The following is a 17,476-nucleotide window of genomic DNA, read 5'->3' as shown; positions in this document are numbered from 1 at the left end:
TACCGATACCCGCTGACTACGGTCCCTGGTATGAAGTCTGATTCCGACGTGGTCGTCTGCCACCCGCTGCGCACACCGGTCGGCCGCTTCGGCGGCGTGTTCGCCGGACTCCCGGCGACGGAACTGGCCCGCCGGCTGCTCCGCGCGCTCGCCGACCGCGCAGGGCTCGGCGAGGGCGACGTCGACGACGCCGTGCTCGGCAACTGCTACCCGAGCGGCGAGAACCCCGCCATCGGCCGGATCGCCGCCCTGGACGCCGGACTCGGCACCGCGGTCACCGGACTCCAGCTCGACCGCCGCTGCGGCTCCGGCCTCCAGGCCGTCCTCTACGCGGCCGGGACCGTCGCCACGGGCGCCGCCACCACCGTCGTCGCCGGCGGCGTGGAGTCGATGAGCCAGGTCGAGCACTACGCGCTCGGCGTCCGCCAGGGCGTCCGGTCCGGCAGCCTCGAACTGTGGGACCGCCTCGACCGGGCCCGCCAGACCGCGGGCGGACGCGACCACCCGGTCCCCGGCGGGATGATCGAGACCGCGGAGAACCTGCGCCGCGAGTACGCCCTCACCCGCGAGGAACAGGACGCCCTCGCCCTCGCCTCCCAGACCCGCGTCGCCCGCGCACAGGCCGAGGGCCGGTTTACCGACGAGATCGTGCCGGTCACCGTGCCCGCCACCCGCCGCACACCGGAACGGATCGTCGACACCGACGAGCACCCGCGCCCCGGCACCACCGCCGACGACCTCGCCGCACTGCGCCCCGTACGGGCCGGGCTGGACCCCGAAGCCACCGTGACCGCGGGCAACTCCAGCGGTCAGAACGACGGCGCCGCGATGTGCCTGGTCACCACCCGCGCCGAGGCGGAACGCCGCGGCTGGGAGCCCCTGCTCGCCCTGCGCGCCTGGGCGGTCGCCGGTGTCGGCCCCGAACGGATGGGCATCGGCCCGGTCCCCGCCACCGCCGCCGCCCTCGGCCGCGCCGGGCTCACCCTGGACGACCTGGACCTCATCGAACTGAACGAGGCGTTCGCCGCCCAGGTGCTGGCCTGCCTGCGCGAGTGGGACATCCCGGCGACGGACGAACGGCTCAACCCCAACGGCTCCGGCATCTCCCTCGGCCACCCCGTCGGCGCCACCGGAGCCCGCATCCTGGCCACCCTCGCGCACCAACTGCGCCGCAGCGGCGGACGCTACGCGCTGGAGACGATGTGCATCGGAGGCGGCCAGGGCCTGGCCGCCGTGTTCGAAAGGGCCGACGCGTGATGCCGACCTTCCACACCGACCCGGCCGAGGCCGTCCGCTGCGTCCGCGACGGCGCCGTCGTCATGGTCGGCGGGTTCGGCGCCGCCGGTCAGCCCGTCGAACTCATCGACGCGCTCATCGCCTCCGGCGTCGGCGACCTGACCATCGTCAACAACAACGCCGGCAACGGCGACATCGGCCTGGCCGCGCTGATCGCCAAGGGCAGGGTGCGCAAGGTGATCTGCTCCTTCCCCCGGCAGCACGACTCCTGGCACTTCGACGCCGCCTACCGGGCCGGCACCATCGCACTCGAACTGGTCCCGCAGGGCACCCTCGCCGAACGCATCCGCGCCGGCGGCGCCGGCATCGGCGGCTTCTTCACCCGCACCGGCTACGGCACCGTGCTCGCCGAGGGCAAGGAGACCCGCGTCATCGACGGACAGGGGTACGTCCTCGAACAGCCGCTCACCGCCGACGTCGCCCTCATCAAGGCCGACACCGCCGACCGCGCCGGCAACCTCGTCTACCGCAAGACCGCCCGCAACTTCGGCCCCGTCATGGCCACCGCGGCGGCCACCACCGTCGTCCAGGTCCGCCGCGTCGTCGAGACCGGCGCCATCGACCCCGAACACGTCGTGACCCCCGGCATCCACACCGACCACGTCGTCACGACCGGAGGCCCGGCATGAGCAGCACCACGACCCGGCGCGACCGCGACGAACTCGCCGCCCTCATCGCGGCCGACATCCCGGCCGGTTCGTTCGTCAACCTCGGCATCGGCGCGCCCACCCTCATCTCCAACCACCTGCGCCCCGAACAGCACGTCACGCTCCACACCGAGAACGGCATGCTCGGCATGGGCCCGCTCGCCGCCGACGACGAGGTCGACCCCGACCTCATCAACGCCGGCAAGCAGCCCGTCACCGAACTCCCCGGCGCCGCCTACTTCCACCACGCCGACAGCTTCGCCATGATGCGCGGCGGCCACCTCGACTACTGCGTCCTCGGCGCCTACCAGGTCTCCGTCCGCGGCGACCTCGCCAACTGGTCGACCGGCGCCCCGGGTTCCATCTCGGCCGTCGGCGGCGCCATGGACCTCGCGGTCGGCGCCCGCCGGACCTTCGTGATGATGGACCTCTTCGCCAAGGACGGCACTCCCAAGCTGGTCGAGGAGTGCACCTACCCCCTCACCGGCCTCGCCTGCGTCTCCCGCATCTACACCGACCACGGCATCTTCGACCTCGCCCCCGACGGAGTCCGCGTCCGCGACCTCTTCGGCACGACGCGGGGGGAACTGGAGGAACGGCTGGGGCTGCGGCTGCTGGGCTGAGCGGTGGGGGCGGGTGGCCGCACCCGCGCCCACGGCACACACGGATGCCTCAGACGCTACCCAGCTCCCTCTCCCTGTCTCCCGCCCTCTCCGAAGTACCCTGCGCCCGGCGGCCGTTCGACGACCGCCGCCGGTCCGTCACGCTGCCGAGCCAGCCCAGCAGGAATCCGGCCGGTGCCGTCACCAGGCCAGGGATCGTCACGTCCCAGACCTTGAAGTCGTGCCCCGGGAACAGTGACCCGGGCGTACCGGAGGTGTACGGCGACAGCACGAGGGCCGCGATGCTCAGCGCCGCGGCCCCCCACAGGCACCACAGCGCGCCGCGGGCGGTGAACCCCGGCCAGTACACGGCGTACAGCAGGACGGGGGCCAGGGCGGCGCCGCAGATGGCGAGCCAGAGCGTGGAGAGGACCACGAGGTTCCAGTCGGCGGCGACGACCGCGACGACCGAGGCGACCACGCCCGTCGCCGCCGCCGACCACCGTGACGTGGCGCCGTCCGCCCGGCCCGACGGACGGCGGCCGGCGGGCGTGCCCGACGTCCCCAGCACGTCGCGGCCCAGCGCCATGCCCGCCGCCAGGGTCACGTCCACCACGGCGGCCAGCGCGGTGAGGAAGAGGACGCAGGCCAGGGCCGCGACCAGGACGCCCCCGTGGTCGAGTGCCCGTCCGAGCACCAGCGGCGTGAACACCTGCGCCGCCGGACCGCTCTCCCGCAGCACCTCACCGACGAGGGCCGCCGCGCCCACGCCGACGACGGCCAACGCACCGTACAACAGGACGAGTTCGCCCAGCATCCACCGGCCGGCGATGCGGGCGCCGCGCGGACTCTTCGTCGAGATCGCCCGCATCAGCACGGCGGGCATCGCCAGCGTCGCCAGCGACATGCCGAACATCTGGCCGATCCGGTTGACGGCCCCCACCCATCCGTCGCCGGTGTAGCCGCCGGGACGCAGATACGCCTCGCCCAGGTGGGATCCATGGGCCGCGGCGTCGAGCAGCCGCCCGGGGTCCCCGCCGAAACGGTGCAGCACGAGGACCGCCGTGACCACCAGCACCGGCAGGGTGATCACCGACTTGGCGATCATCACGACGCCCGTGCCGCGGATCCCGCCGATGACGGCGAGCGCCGTCATCACACAGCCGATCAGCACGATGCAGCCGGTGCGCAGGCCGGGCTGCCCGATCAGCGCCGCGGCGACGTTGCCGACCACCACCAACTGCACGACGAGCAGCGGGAAGCAGACGAGCAGGGTCACCGCCCCCCACGACAGGCGCACGGCGCGGCCGCCGCTGCCCCGCGCGTCCAGCAGGTCCGCGGCCGTCAGCGAGGCGTGCCGGCGCAGCGGTTCCACCAGCAGCACCAGGAAGAGCACCACCCCGAGCAGGCTGCCCAGCATGACGCCGAGCCCGTCGAACCCGGACACGGCGACCATGCCCACCAGCACGGTGACGGTCGCGACCGTGGTGGTGTCGCCGCCCATGGCGATGCCCTGCTGCCAGGAACGCAGCCGGCGGCTGTCGGACCGCACGAGGGCCCGGTCGTCCTCGTCGGCGCCGGTGATCACGCACAGCATCAGGCAGACCACGACGAACACGGAGACGACGGCGAACACCAGGGACCGGGAGGAGGGATCGAGGAGCGAGGTCACGACGACCACCTCCGCTCGTCCGGCCGCTGCCCGATCCCGTCGGCCTGCCGCCCGTGGGCCACGAGCGCGTGCACCCCCACGGCCAGCGGCACCACGGCCAGCACCGCGCCCAGGCTCACCGGCCCGGCCACGGGGGTGCCGTACCAGGACGGCAGGAGAGCGGCCACCAGCACGAAGACGAACCAGACGACGGCGGTCCGGACACCCAGCCGCAACCCGGCGGCCAGGCGCGCCGTATCCCCGGCGCCGGGGAGTTCCGGCCCCCTGGCAGGGTGCGCGTCGACAGCGGGCTTGTCGGGGTACGGCGGCGGCCCGTACCGGGGCTGCGGTCCGAAGGACATGCGAGCGGCTCCACTCACGCTGGACCCGCACCGCCTGAGGGGCGCGGGGACGGGTGTGGGGGGTGACCGCGGAGTCAACCAGACACCCGCACGCCTCCGGGCCCTCCGGCCGCAGACTTGTTCCGCCGCCCAATCAGCAGCGGCGCGGACAGTGAGCGGGCACCACGCGACCGGCTGCCGTAGCGACGAACGGCCGCCCGCGCGATGGTGAAGGATCACGATGCCCGTCGGTCGTCGGTCGTCGGCCGTCGGCCGTCGGCCGTCGGTCATTGGTCGTCGATCGGCGAGCGGGGGCTGGGGCCGGCGGGCGGGGCCATCGCGCCGCCGTCCAGGCCCCGTTAGGAGCCAAAGGCCGCCGTCAGACCGCCGCGGCGGGACGTGGCGCGCCCTGGAAGACCTGCTCCGTGTGCCAGGCGCGGTGGCCGGCTGCGACGGGGACCGTTCCCGGCTGAGGGCCGATCAGCTGACGTCCGGCGAGCGCCAGCACCTGCTCCCGGGCTGCGGGGCTGTGCCCCACGAAGCGCTGGGAGACCAGTATCCGGTGGCCGTCGCCGATCCCCAGGACGCCCTTGTCGAAGAGCTTGTGGTGCAAGGAGCAGAGGCAGAGCCCGTTGTCGAGATCGTCCGGACCCTCGAAGGCCCACCAGCGCACATGCGCGGCCTCCAGCCCGACCGGGACGGCACCGATCCGGCCGTCGTATCCGCAGAAGGCGCACCGGTACTCGTACGCGGTCAACACCAGTTCACGCATGCGCCGGTGCCGTTGCCGCCGCGTCGCCGACGGCAGCCCGGTCTCCGCGTGCTCCAGGTCCAGGCCGACCGCTTCGCAGAGTTCGCCGTGCAGCGAGGGCGGGAAGTGCAGGTCGAGCAACAACCGTGCCATGCGTGCCAGCAGGGCCGGGTCGTCGCTCAGCGCACCGCGCAGTCCGGGCACCAGCCGGCCGGTGGCACCCGACACCCGCAGGTCACGCACCCCGCTCCCCGGGCTGCCGGGCCCACGGTCGGTGCGCACTTCCCACACGCCGTCGCTGATGAGGTGATGGAACGGGTAGGAAGGCGTCGTCCGATGGGGCGGACCGTACTCGGTCAACAACTGCTGCAGTTCATGCTCCACGGCGCTGTACCGCAACTCGCCCTCGGCGTCCTGCTGGAACCGCCCGAGGGCGTACAGGAGCAGCAGCGGCTTGTGCGGGGCACGCGCCCCGCTCCTGCTCCACTGCCGGAGCTTCGCGACACGCTCGAGCCAGTCCATGGACGGTGATCGTACTGAGGCGCCGCCGCGCCTCCCCCCCTGCGGGGACAGGCCGCGGGCGGCCTAACTCGTGGTGGTCTGTGATCCACCCCTGGCGGGCAGCGAAGGCGGCTCGTAGTCGTACAGGTATCCCTGCGCCCGTTCGAAGAACGGGAGGAGGACGCGCATCCTCGCCGAGTTGATCTGCCGCTTCACGGTGCTGGGCCGCTTGCTCTCACGGGCGTTGTGCCCGTGCTTGAGCAGCCTGTCGATGCGCGGGCGGCGGGTCGCGTCGTAGGACTTCAGCCCCGCCGCGACGGTCGGGGCGCCGCTCAGCGCCACCGCGAGCTCCAGTGCGTCCTCGACGCACATCGAGGCTCCGTGTCCGACGCCGACGGGGTGGGCGGCGTCGCCGACCAGCACCATGCGATCACTGTGCCACGTCCGGACGGTGTCGCAGACGGTCAGGTGACCGGACGCGACGGTCGATGTCGCGGCGCCGATGACCGCCTGCGGCATCGCCTCGGTGAACAGCTCGTTCACGCGCCGCAGCCACCGCGCGTCGTCGATGCCGCGCAGGTCGGGCTTGACCGGATCTCCGATCTGAGCCGTCCACCACTGGGTTCCTTCGTCGATGCCGGTGAAGACGAAGGCACCGGCGCTCGTGTACGCGAGGTTCCAGACACCGGGCTCGATCCCTTGCGCATGGGAGATCCCGGCGACCCCGTAAAGCCCGGCGTACTCGGCGCGCGGCGCGGACGCGTCGATCAGTCCGCGCACGGTGGACCAGACGCCGTCGGCGCCCACGAGCAGCTCCGCGGTCTCGCACCGGCCGGAGGCGAACTCTGCCACCACGCCGTCCGCCGACTCCGTGCCGCCGACCAGGCGTTCGCCCGTGACGATCTGTGCGCCGGCGGCCAGTGCGGCGTCCCGCAGGATCGACACGAGCCGTCCGCGCTGGAGCGTGATGCTGCGCATCGGGTCGGCTTCACGCCGGAGGCGTGCCACGTCGCCCAGGAGACGGCCGCCCTCGGAGTAGAAACGCATCCGCTCGATGGGGTGCCCGGCCTCCTGTACGTCGCGCAGGCAGCCCAGCTTCTCCAGTGCGCGGAGGCCGTTGACCGCCAGGCTGAAGTGGGCGCCCACTTCCTGGGGCGGTACGTCGTACGCCTCGTAGACGGTCACGTCGTGACCGATGTGCCGCAGGGCGAGGGCGATGGCAGGACCAGCTATCCCGCCACCGATCACGATCGTTCGCACGGTGCCTCCCTGAATGACAATTCACTGAAATCAGATTCAGTGAAAGTCTGTTCCGATACGCTGGCGTCTGTCAACAGCCCATGGAGGACGACATGCCGCAGGCGGGCGCCGCCAGTCGAAAGGTCCGGGCGGCCCAGACGCGCGCCGCGCTGCTGGACGCGGCACGGGAGCTGTTCAGCGAGCGCGGTTACCTCAAGACGAAGATCACCGACATCACCGCGGCGGCCGGACGCTCGACCGGCTCGTTCTACGAGCACTTCGCCGGCAAGGACGAGCTGCTCCAGGCGCTCCTCGCCGAGAGGGAAGACGCGATCGACGACCGCATGGCCGGGCTGGAGCATCCCCGCGACCACGACCTGACCGACCGCGACCAGTTGCGCGAGCACCTCGGCGCCGCGTGGTCGGTGATGCGGCAGTCCCGTCCGGTCACGCTCGCGCTCTTCCAGGCGATGGTGGCCGACGACCCCGGCACGGGCAGGGCCTGGCGCGATCTGCGCGAGCAGACCGGCACGATCCGGATGCATCTGGAGTACCTGGCCGAGCGCGGCCACAAGCTGCCCGGTGACCCCGAACTCGTCGCGGCGGCAATGGGCGCGATGATCGTCACCCTCAACTACGCCTTGCTCCCGCCCGCCGACGGCGAGGACGAGCAGCACGTCATCGACACCTGCACGGATCTGCTCCTGCACGGACTGGCCGGGCCGGAGCCGCGGCCGGCGGAGGATGCCTGAAACCGCGTGCGCGTCGATCCGCCACCGACCGCGTGCGAGGCTGCACTGTCCCAGGTTGATCGGCGCCGGATGACACCTCGGTGCCGGATCCTCCCAATGCAGGCGTTCTGCAGGCTGTCCGTGCGCTCAGTTGTGGCTCAATGCGAGCACCTACCTGACCGCGTCGAAGTCCTGCCCGAGACGGTGAAGGATGCGACCGGCTGCGGACTTCGAGATTCCGAACTGCTGAGCGAGCTGGCGCAGCGTCAAGTTGGTCTGCCAGTACGCCGCAACAAGCAAAACGCTCCTCCGGGGGCAGGCTCCGGACTGGCCTCCCCGGCCCACTCGGCGATGCTCCAGCAGTTCTTGCGCGGCAGGTCCGACAGCAGCCTCAGTACCAAGTCCTTTACGCGGCTCCGGGGTTCGACCCGCGCGAACCGGCCCGCTATCCGGCCCGTCAAAACCTCGAACGCCTCCTGCCGGCGGACGGGGTCTACGCTGTGTCCCGCGGCCATCGCATGATCTTCAGTCTTCACATACCGCGGACCACCGGTGGCCGCACCCGTCTTCACGGCCCCCGCGGTCACGACGTGTGAAGACGAGGCCGCATCCCGTATCCCGCTCGGGCACGCAGCGTCCGCCCGCCGACTCGTGCCAGGAGGACACATGCAACGCGGCGAAGTCTGGTGGGTCGACTTCGACGAGCGACGTCCGGTCGTGCTGCTGTCGGTCGACGAGTCATCCGGGCTCCAGGCCATGCAGGTCGTTGCACCAGCGGGCGTCGACATCAGCGGCCTGGGCGTTGAAGTGGCGATAGGCGCCCCGGAAGGACTGCCCTTCGAAGGCGTGCTGCGGTTCGCGTTCCCGCGTCCAGGCTTCACTCCTTGCACATGGCTGACCACCGTGTCCCGGGACGACCTGATCGAGCGGGCGGGCGTGTTGTCCTCCGCCAAGCTCATCGAGGTTGGAGAAGCCCTCCATGCCGCTGGACAGAGGAGGGAATGGACCCCGATGACGCTTGCCAGGCTCCACGAGATCAAAGATGCTCGCCGTCTCGGAGGACTCGAGTAGCGGACGCCTCTGCCGCCCAGTTCGATAGCGGCCTTGCCGGCCCGGTCCGCGATCTCGCCGCTGGGCCGGCGCAGCGCCGGTTCGAATGTCTGCGGGGCATGTGGGGCTCCGACTCGGGTGTGGAGTCCCACGAAGCCTGGTCGCACCTCCCGGAAGTGTACGTGGCTGCAGCTCAGGGAGGTTTGACCAGACATCGACTGATCCCGACGGCCTCTCAGACGTACCGGAAGAGACCAGTCAGCGCCATGACTCGCGGCGATGGCCGGTCGCGGGGCGCTGACCTGTGCGAATGGGCTTTCGGTTGTTTCACGCTCGTACCTGTTGATGCAGCCGGAAGTCCCAGGAAAGTCCCAGGGGACTCCCATTGCGTTCGGGCCGACCATCATAGTCAGCGGCCCGAGCGGCAGACTGGTGTCCGTCTGACCGTGCGGAAGCCTCGCACGGTCAGACTGCGGGAAGCCGCCACGACCCCCATGCACCTGTCCGTGCGGACGCATGCCATGTCCCTCATGTGTGCTTCCCGCCTGCTTGACCTACGGGAGAGGGACGCCTGCTCGCTCTCGCACTACGGCGTCAATTTCCTGGGCGGGAGAGCGACCAGGTTCATCGAGCCCGACCGAGACGTGCAGTGGCTGTTCCCGGTGTTCCAGGTGAGCCGGAGCGGGTACCAGTGGCCGGCGGAGCACGTGACCCTCGACGAGGCGACGGACCTGCTGGTAGGCGTCGGCGTACGGCGATGTCCTGTACGGCGTCGGCCCCTCGCGCAGGGCCACCTTCCCCGCAGCCTCTTCGACGACGTCGGAGAGGTCGAAGCGCTGAATCGGGTCCTCAAGGACTTGACGGGACGGGACGTGGGCCGACATCGGGCCTGACGCGGAGCCCCTCGTCGCTCCTGGCGCAACGCCTCCGTTGAGCGCCGGTCGTGCTGTGCGCCTCGTACGCGACACCCCTCATCCGGTCCGTCGGCCTGTGAGGTGGTGGCCGTATAAGTGCTGCATACCGAACATCCGGGAGTGAATTCAGATCGATAGATGATCCAATTTTGATTGGAATGCGACCGTTGTGCATTTAGAGGCTTATGGTGACAAGATGCGGCCCCGGATCCTGAGGGGTCAATGGCATCTCATGGGGGTTTGAGGCTCCCTTTGCTGCGCGTCCCCTCAAGACGTCCAGGGTGTGTACGAGCGCAGCAAGGAGCCACGATGACCCAGACCACTGCACCGCCTGTTATCCCAGGCCCGCGAGACGGATTCGTCGAACCGTGTGGCCCTGTGGCACTGGTGCCGCCCCGGCTCACCAAAGCGGTCATCCGCAACTTCCGGCTGCTCCGCAGGACCGAGCTCTCCTTCACCGAAGAGGTGACACTGTGCGTCGGCCGCAACAACACGGGAAAGACCTCGCTGGCGAAGTTGTTCGAATTCTTCGTGGCGAGGAAGAGGACCGCGCTGCACATCGAGGACTTCTCCGCCGACTGCTACGAGGAGTTCCTCGCCGCCCATCGCCTCTACACCTCGGGCGAGACGGAGCAGGCGCGCGACACGGTTCCGGCAGTCACCCTCACCCTCCACATCTCCTACGACAAGGACTGCGGCCAGTACGGCCCCCTGGCCCCCTTCGTGGTGGACCTCGACCCCGACTGCTCCGAGGTAGTGATCAGGTTCGCCTACGCGTTGGGGGACGGTGCCCTGAAGGAGTTCTTCGGCGGCGTGCCGGTGGGGGCGGATGCCACCGCCACGCTTGAGCGGCTGGGCAGAGGCATCCCGAAGCACTTCGAGATGTCGGTGACAGCGGTCGACCCGACCGATGAGGCGAACGTCCGACCGGTAGGCCTCGCCGACGTGCGCACCCTGGTGAGGGTGGACTTCGTCGAGGCGCAGCGAGGACTGGATGACGAGGGCGAGGGCCATGCCGCGCCGATCGGAACGGTCTTCGAGCAACTGCTGACCGCGGCGGAGAAGAGCCGGAACGCGACGTGGCTGGAGGAGCTCGCCGCGAGCATCGACACGACGCTCGTGGACACCTCCGACAGTCTCGACAGCAGCCTCCAGAAGGTCCGCGAACGGGTGGCGCCGACGTTGAAGGCCTTCGGCTATCCGGGCCTGGGAAATCAGGAGTTCGTCACGGCCGCCCGGCTGGACTCCAAAAGGCTGCTCAGGAACTTCGCGCGCATTCACTACCCGGGAGTGGCCGGCGTGCGGCTTCCGGAGTCGTACAACGGCCTCGGTACGCGGAACCTGGTGATGATCCTGCTCAGGCTCTTCACCTGCTACCGCGACCACACGGCGACGTCTCCGGAGTCGGGGATCCATCTCGTCTTCCTGGAGGAACCGGAGGCCCATCTGCATCCGCAGATGCAGGAGGCGTTCATCCAGCGACTCACGTACTCCGTCAGCCTGTTCCCCCGGATCGACGCGCAGATGAGGGCGAGCATGCCCGGGCAGGCGGGAGCGGTCGAGGAGAGCGGTACCGCAGGCGACAGCGGCCCCCGGTGGAACGCTCAGTTCGTGGTGACCACCCACTCGGCACACGTGGCCAACCGGGGGCAGTTCTCCGACATCCGGTACTTCCGGAAGGAGGAGGACGCCGTGGAGAGCGGAAGCGAGCCGGGGCCGGCCCGCACCGTCATCAAGGACCTGTCCCAGGTGACCGACGACGAGAGATTTCTCCGCAGGTACCTAACTCTCACCCGGGCCGACCTCTACTTCGCGGACAAGGCCATCCTCGTCGAGGGCGCCAGCGAGCGTGTCTTCGTCCCGGCAGCGGAGGAGAAGCTGGCGGCGAGGAGGCCCGGAGAGACGCCCCAGCACCAGTACGTGACCCTGATGGAAGTCGGCGGGGCGCATGCCCACCGGTTCTATCCGCTGCTGAAGGTCCTCGGGATCCCGGCCCTGATCATCACGGACCTCGATCCCGTCGACAAGAGCGGGCCCAGGAGAGGCAAGTGTCTGGTGTCCGAGGCCGGACATCCTCATAACCCGTCCATCAAGGCGTGGTTCCCGGAGACAGAGGACATCACGGTGGCCGAGCTGCTGCAGCTGGCCGAGACGGACCCGCCGATCGCCGGGGGCAGCATGTGCCTCGCCTACCAGGTGCCGGAGGAGCCCGGTGGTCCGTGCGGCCGTACCTTCGAGGACGCCTTCGCGCTGGCCAACCGGGCCCTGTTCGGAATCTCCGTAGGTGACGCTCCCGCCGGGGATCTGGAGGAACAAGCCCGTAGCAGTGTGGAGGGCAGGCGCAGCAAGGTCGACTTCGCCCTCGACCACGTCCTCGGAGACCACGACTGGGAGGTCCCGAAGTACATCAGGCGCGGCCTCGAATGGCTCATGGCACAGGACGGGACGGCGACGAAGGCGGACGACGAGTGACGACCGAGGCAGAAGACGTCACGCGCACGATCCTGACGGCCCTCCGGGAAGGCCGTCACTTCAAGGTGGAGGCCGGCGCCGGCGCGGGCAAGACCAGCTCACTGATCGAGGCGCTCCGGAGCATCCTGGCCGACCGCGTCCGCTACCTCCCGCGGCCCCACCAACGCGTTGCCTGCGTCACCTACACCAACGTGGCCCGCGACGAGATCATCACCCGTACCGACCGCAGCCCTTACGTGTTCGCCGAGACCATCCACGGCTTCCTGTGGCAGCTGCTCTCCCCTTTCCGTAAGCACCTGCTGCGCCACATCGTCGAGCTGGACCTCATGCCGTCGAAAATGGAAGGCCGCACCTCGCTGGACGGCTACACCGTCGAGTACAGCACCGGCTTCCAGAAAGTGAACCACGACACCCGTCATGTGCGGCTGGGGCACAACGACCTGCCCCTCCTCGCGAGGGAGTTCTTCGCCCTTCCCAAGTTCCGGGCCCTGACCGCTGACCGGTTCCCGATCGTCTTCGTGGACGAGTACCAGGACACCCCCGCCGGCCTGGCGGAGGCCATGCTGGGAGCTCCGGGCGATGAGGCCACCTCGTACGGCCCCCTCTGCGGCTTCTTCGGGGACCACTGGCAACAGATCTACGAGAACGCGTGCGGGGCACTCAAGGACGCACGCCCGGTGCCGGTCTTCAGACGGCGCAACCGCCGTTCGCAGCGCGCCGTCGTGAACCTCCTGAACACGATGCGTCCCGAACTGACACAGACCACGGCGTCAGGAGCGGGCGAGGGAACCGTCGCCGTCTATCACACCAACGAATGGGCCGGGACGAGGCTTACCCACCACCGAAAAGGCCAACTCGGCTGGGACGCGGCCCACGCGGCCCGGAGGTGGGTACTGGACGACGTCCGCGTACGGTTCTGGAGTACCGGAGCAGCCGGGCACGATGACCGGGCGCGGGCGGAGGAGCCCAGCACGAAGATCCTCATGCTCACGCACGAGACGATCGCCGGCGAGCTGGGCTATCAGAAGCTTCACAGAGCGTTTCGGCGCAACGATTCCTACGTGAAGAAGGAGGACCACGCCATGGCCTTCTTCATGGACACGCTGGAACCGGCCCTGCTCCACCACCGGAACAAGCGCTACGGTGCGATGTTCGACGCACTCGACCCACGTGGCCATCCCCCCATCAACTCGCCGGCCGACAAGCAGGAATGGGTGGCGTTCCTGGCGAAGCTGGGGGAGGCCCGCGAGACGGGCACGGTCGGCGACGTCCTCGACCTCTGTCTTGAGCAGCGGCTCTTCGACGGCCTGGGGAAGGTACGCGAGCGTCATCGAAAGGCCGTGTCACCGTCCGACGCAGACTTACAGGCTATGAGTGACGACAAGGCCAAGGCCCGAGCGGCGGCCCCCTCGAAGGAGTACCAGCAACTGCGCAAGGTGCCGTACGCGGAGTTGCTGGCGTTGAACGAGCACCTCGGCGGCGGTACACCCTTCGCCACGCAGCATGGAGTCAAGGGCTTGGAATTCACCCGGGTCCTCGCCGTGGTCAGCAAGGGCCACAACCTTTTCCAGATCCCCGAGATGCTGGCCAACTTCTCCCGGCGTGACGAACTGGTGGACAAGGAACTGCAGGCGTTCATCAGAGCACGCAACCTCTTCTACGTGGCATGCTCACGAGCCAGAGAGCACCTGGCCATCCTCTTCACCACGAAAGTCGACCCCGCCGCACTGGACACCCTCCGGGAGTGGGCCGGCGAGTCGCGGATCACGTCGCTGCGGTTCGAAGGGGACACGGTGGTGGGTGGCGAGTGAGGGAGCAAGGCAGGCCGGACGGACCCCCGGTCCGGCCCAAACAAGGGAGGCCCTCGGCTGCCGGTCGCCCGGATACGATCGCCTCATGACGACCTCGGACACCCCCCAGCCGCCGAAGATCACGGAGGAGCACTTCCTCGACACGGGTACCGGAGTCGAGGCGGAGACCGAGGCCGAGGACGCGCCACCGGAGATCGACAGGCCGTGGAACCCGGAGCAGATCCGGGTCAACACCAAGCAGTTCTCGTTGCGCAACGCCCTAGACATGATCGAGGACGGATCGCTGGAGCTGGCCCCGGACTTCCAGCGCGGCCGAGTGTGGAAACCCAGGCAGAAGTCCCGGCTCATCGAGTCCGTGCTCCTGCAGATTCCGCTTCCCGCCTTCTACTTCGCCGAGGACACCGACGGGCTCATGCGCGTGGTCGACGGCCTCCAGCGTCTGTCGACCATCCACGACTTCGTGCGCGGGGGAGAGGAACGAGGGTTCCCGCTCAAGGGACTTGAGTATCTGCAGAGCGCGGTGGAGGGAAAGCGTTTCGAGGACCTCCCCGCTCCGTGGAAGCGGCGCATCTACAACACCCAGATCGTCACCAACGTCATCGACCCGACGACTCCGCCGGACGTCATGTACGACATCTTCAAGCGCATCAACACGGGCGGCACGCCCCTGAACGCGCAGGAGATTCGACACTGCATGAGCAAGGAACGCAGTCGGACCGTCCTGCGGGAGATGACCTCCACGGTGGAGTTCAACGCGGCAACCAACGACATGGGCGGCCACATCAGGATGAACGACCGGGAAATGGCGCTGCGTTTCGCCGCTTTCTGGCTGATGGGTACGGAGGGTTACGCGAAGTACGCCGCGATGGATCCCTTCCTCCAGCGCACCACCGCCATGCTGGACACTGCGAAGGAGGTGTCCGATACCGATGTCGGGAACCTCGTGGAGGCCTTTCGCAAGGCCATGCTGAACGCCCGTCTGGTCTTCGGTGACCAGGCATTCCGCAAGTGGCCGCTCCATTCGTCCGGTCGGAACCCGATCAACCGGGCACTCTTCGAAGCATGGTCGATCACCCTGGCCAGGTACGAGGCTGCGGACCTCGAACAGCGTCGCGAAGCGATCGTGGACGCCGCACGCTTCCTGATGACGAAGGACTACCAGTACCTAGAGGCCATCACCTCCTCCACGGGTGACGTCCGCCGGGTGATGCTCCGGTTCGACGTCACCGCCCAGGTCGCGGAGGCCGGTAAGTGATCACCTCCCTGCGCGTCCGGTACTTCAAACGCTTCGCCGACGCGTCCTTTGCCCTCCGCCCCCTCACCGTGCTCACCGGACTCAACGGAACGGGGAAGAGCACCACCGTCCAGAGCCTGCTGCTGGCCCGCCAGCTTGCGGACGTGTCGGCCGGTCGAGTGGTCCAGCTCAATGGCCCCTACGGACTGGCCCTGGGCGAAGCACACGAGGTGCTGCACCCGGACGCCCCCGACTCCACGATCGAGATCGAGATCGCGGGCGACTGCGCCGAGGCACCCAGCATGCACCGCTTCACAGTCCCCGACGAGCAGGCTCTCTACTTGAGGGTGACCGAGGACAGTGGGCCCCCGCCCGCGGAACTGTGCGGCACGGGAAGCGCGTTCACCTACCTGTGCGCCGAGCGCCTCGGCCCCCGCGACCAGCTGGGCGTCTCCGCGGAGCATCCCGACCTCCTTGGGGTCGGCGTGCAGGGGGAGTACACCGCACAGGTACTCGCCCTGCACGAGACCCGGGTGGTGGACGAGCCCCTGCTCCACCCGACGACCCGGAGCACCCACAACGTCACCACCCTGCGCACACAGGTGGAGACCTGGGCCTCCGACATCATCCGCCCCATCAAGATCACCGCACAGTGGCCGCCTGGCATCACGGCGAGCACCATCCGCTTCCAGGAACCGGGCCTGCTGAGCGAGCCGATCCGCCCGGCCAATATGGGCTTCGGATTCTCCTACGCCCTGCCCGTGATCGTTGCCGGCCTTCTCACCGGTCCGGGGGACCTGCTGATCGTCGAGAACCCGGAGGCACACCTCCACCCCGGCGGCCAGTCCAAGCTGGGCCGCTTCCTGGGCAGGGTCGCCGGGGCCGGCGCCCAGGTGATCGTGGAGACGCACAGCGACCACGTCCTCCACGGGGCGCGACTGGCCGTGGCGGAGGAACGGATCCTGCGGCCCGAGGACGCGATCGTGCACTACTTCGGCGAGGAGGAAGCTGGTTCCGCGCCCATCGAGTTCACCGCGAGGGGCGAACTGACCGAGTGGCCGCGAGGCTTCTTCGATCAGATCGAGCAGGACTTGGGGAGGCTGGCACGTGCCAGGCGCAGGGGACGGTGAGCCCTACCGGATCGTCGTGGACGAGTCGTCCTTCGACTTCAGGGGGTTGACGGAGGATCGGTTGACGGACCTGCTGGACGACTTCAGCGACACCCTGGAGGAGTTATCCGAACAGCATCCGGTCGCCGTCTCGCTGTGGTGGGTGGAGGCGGAGTGCGCGGACGACCGGAAGCTCTACGACGTCCTGTATGAGGGGGAGACACCGCGCGCCGGACGTGACGCGCGACTGAGAATGGTCCGTCTCATGGACCGTTGCCCCACCTGGGACACGGATCTCCCCGGTCTGCCCGACCGGGTCGAAGTGGCGGGCGCCGCCCACGACCTCGCCTGGTCCCTCTGCTACGCCTGGTGGTGGACGCAGCGGAGGCACCACGTTGCCTGCCTGGTCTTCCCCGTCCGTGACCGCCGCGGCTGGCTCCCGGTTTCCGCGAGCGACGGGAGGACGGACGAGCCGGTGGCCGAGGAGGTCTTCCACCTCGTCGAGGCGCCCGCGCTGTCCGAGTTCTGGCGTTCCCTCTTCGAGCGGGAGGACATAGCGGAGCAGGACTTCTTCGACCGTGCCCGCCAGAGCTTCCCGGAACTGGTCTTCGCCGACTCCCTCTCCTTCCGCAAGTTCGACGGCTCCTACGCGGAGATGCGTGAGTGGGTCGTGCGGCTCCTGGGTGTGGTGCACGACCACTTCGCCGAGGCCCTGGCCCTGCACTCGGGGCAGCCGCACCAGGTGCAGGCCGAGCTGGGACGGTTCGGCCTGGACCTGTCGCCCGAGAGCCCCAACACCCGTTCCAAGCCGGGAATCATGAAACAGCGCGACGTCGACCACGAGGGCGAGACCTACCGTTGTGAGTGGCACGGCAAGAAGGAACGGCACCGCAACCGCGTCCACTTCAGCCTTCCCGAACCTCGCCTCGGCGATCGCATCCTCATCGGCATCTTCGTGGACCATCTGGACACTTGAGCATGGGGAGGGAAACGCACTCCTCTCACTGCGCGTACCAGCACCCCGGAGCCCCGTACTCGACGAGTTCCATACCTACGACAGCGCCCAGGTCCGAGGGACGGCCGCTCGGCTCGATCTGCCCGGTGGCGACCTCCGCCACTCCGGAATC

The 17,476-nt window shown here is 69.2% G+C and carries 15 protein-coding genes and 2 pseudogenes; 11 read left to right on the top strand and 6 right to left on the bottom strand.

All coding sequences use genetic code 11. The features are described from left to right. Positions 1–30 precede the first annotated feature (30 nt). Genes ACIRPP_RS12535 through ACIRPP_RS12525 form a run of 3 tightly spaced genes read left to right on the top strand, consistent with a single transcriptional unit; the run spans position 31 to position 2,566 of the window. Entirely contained in the window at positions 31–1,257 is a 1,227-nt protein-coding gene (locus ACIRPP_RS12535) for an acetyl-CoA C-acetyltransferase (protein ID WP_403640879.1), read from the top strand. Beyond that, positions 1,257–1,925, top strand: coding sequence for a 3-oxoacid CoA-transferase subunit A (locus ACIRPP_RS12530; RefSeq protein ID WP_164342969.1), 669 nt, complete (start codon positions 1,257–1,259; stop codon positions 1,923–1,925). Before ACIRPP_RS12535 ends, ACIRPP_RS12530 begins: the two co-directional genes overlap by 1 nt. Beyond that, complete coding sequence (locus ACIRPP_RS12525; protein WP_403640876.1) at positions 1,922–2,566, top strand: 3-oxoacid CoA-transferase subunit B; 645 nt, start codon at positions 1,922–1,924, stop codon at positions 2,564–2,566. The genes ACIRPP_RS12530 and ACIRPP_RS12525 overlap by 4 nt, the downstream gene beginning before the upstream one ends. 49 nt (positions 2,567–2,615) lie before the next feature. Here ACIRPP_RS12525 and ACIRPP_RS12520 read toward each other — a convergent pair whose 3' ends face one another. From ACIRPP_RS12520 to ACIRPP_RS12505, 4 genes are all read right to left on the bottom strand, one after another. After that, positions 2,616–4,217, bottom strand: a complete 1,602-nt coding sequence (locus ACIRPP_RS12520) for a transporter (protein WP_403640872.1) — start codon at positions 4,215–4,217, stop codon at positions 2,616–2,618. Then, a complete protein-coding gene (locus ACIRPP_RS12515; RefSeq protein ID WP_403640869.1) occupies positions 4,214–4,558 on the bottom strand; it encodes a hypothetical protein in 345 nt (114 codons plus the stop codon). The genes ACIRPP_RS12520 and ACIRPP_RS12515 overlap by 4 nt, the downstream gene beginning before the upstream one ends. Positions 4,559–4,916: 358 nt before the next feature. Beyond that, positions 4,917–5,810 (bottom strand): phosphorothioated DNA-binding restriction endonuclease, encoded by an 894-nt coding sequence (locus ACIRPP_RS12510; protein ID WP_403640866.1) that lies wholly within the window; start codon positions 5,808–5,810, stop codon positions 4,917–4,919. Between the two features lie 63 nt (positions 5,811–5,873). After that, positions 5,874–7,049, bottom strand: a complete 1,176-nt coding sequence (locus ACIRPP_RS12505) for an FAD-dependent oxidoreductase (RefSeq protein WP_403640863.1) — start codon at positions 7,047–7,049, stop codon at positions 5,874–5,876. Between the two features lie 80 nt (positions 7,050–7,129). Between ACIRPP_RS12505 and ACIRPP_RS12500 the strand changes: the two genes are divergently transcribed. Beyond that, a complete protein-coding gene (locus ACIRPP_RS12500) occupies positions 7,130–7,780 on the top strand; it encodes a TetR/AcrR family transcriptional regulator (RefSeq protein ID WP_403640860.1) in 651 nt (216 codons plus the stop codon). Positions 7,781–7,954: 174 nt separating this feature from the next. Here the strand turns inward: ACIRPP_RS12500 and ACIRPP_RS12495 are convergent. Beyond that, a pseudogene (locus ACIRPP_RS12495) lies at positions 7,955–8,126 on the bottom strand (transposase family protein); the annotation flags it as partial. Further along, positions 8,080–8,274 (bottom strand): annotated as a pseudogene (locus ACIRPP_RS12490) (IS701 family transposase); the annotation flags it as partial. The pseudogenes ACIRPP_RS12490 and ACIRPP_RS12495, both read right to left, overlap by 47 nt. Positions 8,275–8,425: 151 nt before the next feature. On the opposite strand from ACIRPP_RS12490, the gene ACIRPP_RS12485 reads away from it, so the two are divergent. The 7 genes from ACIRPP_RS12485 (at position 8,426) to ACIRPP_RS12455 (ending at position 17,325) form a co-directional block, all read left to right on the top strand. Then, complete coding sequence (locus tag ACIRPP_RS12485; protein ID WP_403640857.1) at positions 8,426–8,830, top strand: type II toxin-antitoxin system PemK/MazF family toxin; 405 nt, start codon at positions 8,426–8,428, stop codon at positions 8,828–8,830. 509 nt (positions 8,831–9,339) lie between these two features. Then, positions 9,340–9,702 (top strand): hypothetical protein, encoded by a 363-nt coding sequence (locus ACIRPP_RS12480; RefSeq protein ID WP_403640854.1) that lies wholly within the window; start codon positions 9,340–9,342, stop codon positions 9,700–9,702. Positions 9,703–10,101: 399 nt separating this feature from the next. Next, a complete protein-coding gene (locus ACIRPP_RS12475) occupies positions 10,102–12,195 on the top strand; it encodes an AAA family ATPase (protein WP_403640852.1) in 2,094 nt (697 codons plus the stop codon). Continuing rightward, positions 12,192–14,006: a UvrD-helicase domain-containing protein gene (locus ACIRPP_RS12470; protein ID WP_403640849.1), complete on the top strand. Its 1,815-nt coding sequence runs from the start codon at positions 12,192–12,194 to the stop codon at positions 14,004–14,006. The genes ACIRPP_RS12475 and ACIRPP_RS12470 overlap by 4 nt, the downstream gene beginning before the upstream one ends. A gap of 85 nt (positions 14,007–14,091) precedes the next feature. Next, positions 14,092–15,261, top strand: a complete 1,170-nt coding sequence (locus ACIRPP_RS12465) for a DUF262 domain-containing protein (protein ID WP_403640846.1) — start codon at positions 14,092–14,094, stop codon at positions 15,259–15,261. Then, entirely contained in the window at positions 15,258–16,370 is a 1,113-nt protein-coding gene (locus ACIRPP_RS12460; RefSeq protein WP_403640844.1) for a DUF3696 domain-containing protein, read from the top strand. The genes ACIRPP_RS12465 and ACIRPP_RS12460 overlap by 4 nt, the downstream gene beginning before the upstream one ends. Then, on the top strand, positions 16,348–17,325 hold the full coding sequence (locus tag ACIRPP_RS12455; protein ID WP_403640841.1) for a hypothetical protein: 978 nt from the start codon (positions 16,348–16,350) through the stop codon (positions 17,323–17,325). The genes ACIRPP_RS12460 and ACIRPP_RS12455 overlap by 23 nt, the downstream gene beginning before the upstream one ends. Positions 17,326–17,476: the final 151 nt, after the last annotated feature.

Origin of the sequence: Streptomyces sp. NPDC101219 (genome assembly GCF_044767675.1) — a bacterium.
Taxonomy (GTDB): Bacteria; Actinomycetota; Actinomycetes; order Streptomycetales; family Streptomycetaceae; genus Streptomyces.
Note: the sequence above shows the minus strand (reverse complement) of the source record. Positions and strands in the feature narration are given on the sequence as shown.